At 32.3% G+C, this 504-nt stretch carries 1 protein-coding gene; it reads left to right on the forward strand.

The window, feature by feature from the left end:
* Positions 1–504: MucBP domain-containing protein (locus tag AB3I00_RS14650; RefSeq protein ID WP_368025619.1), on the forward strand; the 504-nt coding region annotated here is incomplete at both ends.

Raw genomic sequence — 504 nt, forward strand, 5'->3', positions numbered from 1 at the left:
AAAAGATGCTGATGTAGTAGTAGAACACCGAGATCGTTATAATAATCAGTTGTTAAAAACGACGAAAGAAAAAGCGACAATTGGCAATAAATACACAGGAAAACCTATAAATAATTTAAAGTGGAATGGCAACACTTATAGTTCGGTTGATGGAAAAGCAAAAACAATTACTGTAAAAGAAAAGGGTAATAAAATTGTTCTATATTATGATTTGCTACGGACAGTAACTGTTTCACATATAGATAATCGTACACAAGCTAAAATTGTGCCTGATACAAGAGTAACAAAGCGTCGAGGGGAAAAATATTCTTATAGTCCTAGAACCGATCTAAAGCGTAATGGATACCCTTATATAGTATGTGAGAAAAGTAAAAATAAAGTAGAAGGTACGATTCAAGACAAAAATATTGAAATCAAGTTTTATTATGAAGCTCCATTGATTCAGGTGGACTTGAAACGGATTGAAATTTATACTGCAAATGCTACAAAAGGGTTACCAGTGAA

Origin of the sequence: Enterococcus sp. C76, from assembly GCF_040886985.1 — a bacterium.
Lineage (GTDB): Bacteria > Bacillota > Bacilli > Lactobacillales > Enterococcaceae > Enterococcus_B > Enterococcus_B lactis.